Raw genomic sequence first — 3,548 nt, forward strand, 5'->3', positions numbered from 1 at the left:
CGGGCGGTGTGTCGTGTATCAGCCAGCAATGCTGTCCCATAGTTCAGGACGGCCCACTGTTCAGCGGTTTGTATGCGCTCTTGCTCCATTTTTTCTTCTCTCTCTCTCTTTTCTTCATTTTTCCTTTTTCCTTTCTTCTATTCTATCATTTCTTCACTCCAAAAATGTGGGTAACAGACAGCCGCAGCCGAGGTGCGCATTCCTCGTCTCGTACCGATTTCTCGCCCCAACGCTCTCTGTCAAACCCCCACTCCGTTTCTGACAAGTTAACACAATTTATGAGGGAGGAAAGCGAGTCGCAAGATGAACGCCTTGGAGAACTGTTTGAATATACAACCAACCCTTCCATAAGGTCTGCCATCCTGGAGGTCCATCACCCTTTCGATTGAGGTAGCCTCCGAAGCTGGCAATGGTGCGCCACAAGTCATTGGCGGTGAGTATGACCTTCGGGCGTTTATCAAGGTGCGTGACGACGTCAATCACTTCTTGCGAGACCACCTCAGTGGCAGGGGTATCCGGAGCCAGCTGTGCAGTCTGCCGCAACCATAATAATCGTATCGCCATCGGGGTCAAGATCCCCAGCAGATTCCACATGGCTCCGACCGTCTGTTTTTGACGGACTTCGATGCCACAGCCGGTTTTCAGTACCTTGTGAAAATCTACCAGGAGCCACTTCCATTTGTACCATTTCACCCGCTCCCAGGCATCCTGCTCACATGCGATCGGTACCGTTGTCACCAAGATCCACTCCAACGGCTCCACTCCTTGTGGCGGCTCTGGTTCCCACACGTGAACAACCCAAGCCTTGACCTCCGTTTTCGAGAGCGCCGCCCCGTTGGCGGGCGGTTGGATACGCACTTCTTGCCAACTGATCTGCACAAAGGCATCGCGAGCTGGGCGCTGACGCTGGGCGGGAATGTGCAAAACCCGGCCACCTTGCGCAGGCAAAGCACGAGCCAGGGTTTTGAGACGGAGCACTTCAGGGTCCTCCGCTTCAGGGATCTCATCGAGAAGCACCCGGCGATCCTGCGCCACACGGACCACAAAGTCATATCCCAACTGTTCGCACGTCTGCCAAAAGGTGTAGATGTCGCTGCCCCGGTCCCCCACGTAGATCCACTTCTGCTGGTCTGGAACCGGTCCGATGGCCTGGATGCTGCGCTCCCACACCTGCGATTCTCGCACACGCTTTTTCCGTTGGGCCTTTGTCTCCCCTTTCGGTGCTCCTTGACGGACAAAGGGTTCTTGATACAGACAGCCAAGCAATTGCTGCGAATCGGCATCCATCGCCAAGACTGTATGCACGAAGAAGCCCTGGGCTTTGTTTCCTCGTCCGATGGGACCCGGACCCTCGGCTGTCTCATGGCTGGAAAGGTTGATATCCGTTGTGTCGGCGGCCAGCAGCACACGGGAGCGTTGCATTGCCTCTTGACGGGTTGTTCTCCAGTGGGGGGTCATGATCTGCTCGTGGGTCACGGCTTCATTGTCCAGGAAGCGATAGGCGGCCAGCGTATCTGCCCAATTACGCATGCTTTCCGGCAAGGATGCCGAGGGGTTCTCCGCAATGACCGTCGCCATCTGGACCAGGCGATCTGTACGCCGCAGATCCCCCAATTCTGTCGTGCCGAAGGTTTCTCCTGCCCATTTGTCGGGATGCTCCAATCTTTCTCCATCCATCTTTCTTGTGCCTTTCCTCTATATAGCTTCTCCTTCCAGCTTACCAGAATATGCGTTAACTTGCCAGCTCCATTTTTGGGGGATGAATGAGCCTACGGGAGAGCCTATCGTACGAATTACGGGAAAGGAAAGCGCACCTCGGTTGCGACCTCGGCACGCACCTACACTGCTCCATCATCATTCCAGGTATTTGGACCGTATTGAGGCACAGCCTGAACCATGAGGTTGGGAGTAATTTCAGGAGAAACATGCCCAATAGCGCATAAAATGAACAAAAAGGGAGGGGGGGGGAATTCGGCACGCAGGGGAGAGGACAGAACGTCGGGGAGCGATGTAGTACTCTGTCAACCTTGATAGCACGGAAGAAAATGAGGTATCCTTCTTACAGAATTTAAAAAACTAATCAAAAAGAAGGAGACCTCAATGAGTAAGTATACCGTAAATCTTAATGCAAAGCAAAGAGAGTATTTAGAGGATATAATAAGAAAAGGGAAATCACCTGCAAGTAAGATTAATCATGCACACATCTTATTAAAGGCTGATAAGGGACCAGAAGGACCAAGATGGACAGATCGCCATATTCAGGAAGTATTCGGTCTCGGAGAGACCATGCTGAAGGTAGTGCGAAAGCGTTTTGTGGAAGAAGGATTAGAAGAGGCACTGGAGCGGAAGAGGCAACCGAGAAGGCCAGAGAAGCAAAATCCCGATGGGAAGCGAGAGGCTCAGGTGATCGCTTTTCTTTGTACGGAGCAACCCGAAGGAGCAGAAAAATGGACCCTACGAGCAATAGCAGATCGTGCTGTTGAATTGGAAATTGTCGAAAGTATCAGCTATGAAACAATACGAAAAGTTCTCAAAAAGAATGAGTTAAAACCCTGGCTAAAGAAGCAGTGGTGTATTGCCCCGATAGCAGATGCTAATTATATCGATTGCATGGAAGATGTTCTTGATGTGTATACTCGTCCATATGATGCTCGTTATCCACAAGTCTGTTTGGACGAAGGAAGTGTTCAATTTGTGAAAGAGCTGAGAGAAGCAATTGCTATGAAACGGGGTAAGGTAAAACGTGAGGATTATCAATATGATCCAGATGGATTTGCAAATGTATTTATTGCGTGTGAACCATTAGGAGGTAAAAGATTTTTGGAGATAAAAGAGCGGCGCACAAGAAAAGACTTCGCTCTGTTCCTGCGCGATTTGGTGGATAAACAGTACCCGCATGCAGAGAAAATCATACTAGTAATGGACAATTTGAATACTCATACGACTGGATCTCTCTATACTGTATTCTCACCAGAAGAAGCCATGCGTATAAAGAAAAAGCTTGAAATACATTATACGCCAAAACATGGAAGCTGGTTGAATATGGCTGAAATCGAATTATCTGTACTTGGCCGTCAATGTCTGTGTGGGCGCATAAAAGATATTGAAGAAGCAAAAAATCGTGCAAGCAAATGGCAAGAGAAAAGAAATGCGAAACAAGCAAAAATAAACTGGCGCTTTACTACTCAAGATGCTCGTATTCGACTCGCACGATTGTACCCGGTAATTGAAGCTTGACAGAGTAGTAGGTGCGTGCCAAGGCCGCAGCCGAGGTGCGCTTTCCTCGTCACGTACGATATGCTCACACGTAGGTCCATCCGTACCGCATCGTCATGCCAGCGGCGAGATTACGGTACGATAAACGGGAAAGCGCACCTCGGCTGCGGCCTTGGCACGCACCTACACTGCTCCATCATCATTCCAGGTATTCTCCTGAAAATAGCCGCTCCACAAAAGCAGGCAGCAGAGATCATGCCGTCTCTGCTGCCTGCTGTAATTGGACCTGGTACCCTAATTGCTCAAGACGGCGAAGCGCTCGACGTTTGGTG

2 protein-coding genes are annotated in these 3,548 nt (G+C 50.3%); one reads left to right on the forward strand and one right to left on the reverse strand.

Going from position 1 to position 3,548, the window contains the following annotated elements; all coding sequences use genetic code 11:
* Positions 1 to 276: 276 nt before the first annotated feature.
* A complete protein-coding gene (locus tag F1593_RS27560; protein WP_149404758.1) occupies positions 277 to 1,677 on the reverse strand; it encodes an IS4 family transposase in 1,401 nt (466 codons plus the stop codon).
* Positions 1,678 to 2,100: 423 nt separating this feature from the next.
* Between F1593_RS27560 and F1593_RS27565 the strand changes: the two genes are divergently transcribed.
* A complete protein-coding gene (locus F1593_RS27565) occupies positions 2,101 to 3,237 on the forward strand; it encodes an IS630 family transposase (RefSeq protein ID WP_149404759.1) in 1,137 nt (378 codons plus the stop codon).
* Positions 3,238 to 3,548 lie beyond the last annotated feature (311 nt).

It is taken from the genome of Dictyobacter arantiisoli, assembly GCF_008326305.1.
In the GTDB taxonomy this organism is placed as follows: domain Bacteria; phylum Chloroflexota; class Ktedonobacteria; order Ktedonobacterales; family Ktedonobacteraceae; genus Dictyobacter; species Dictyobacter arantiisoli.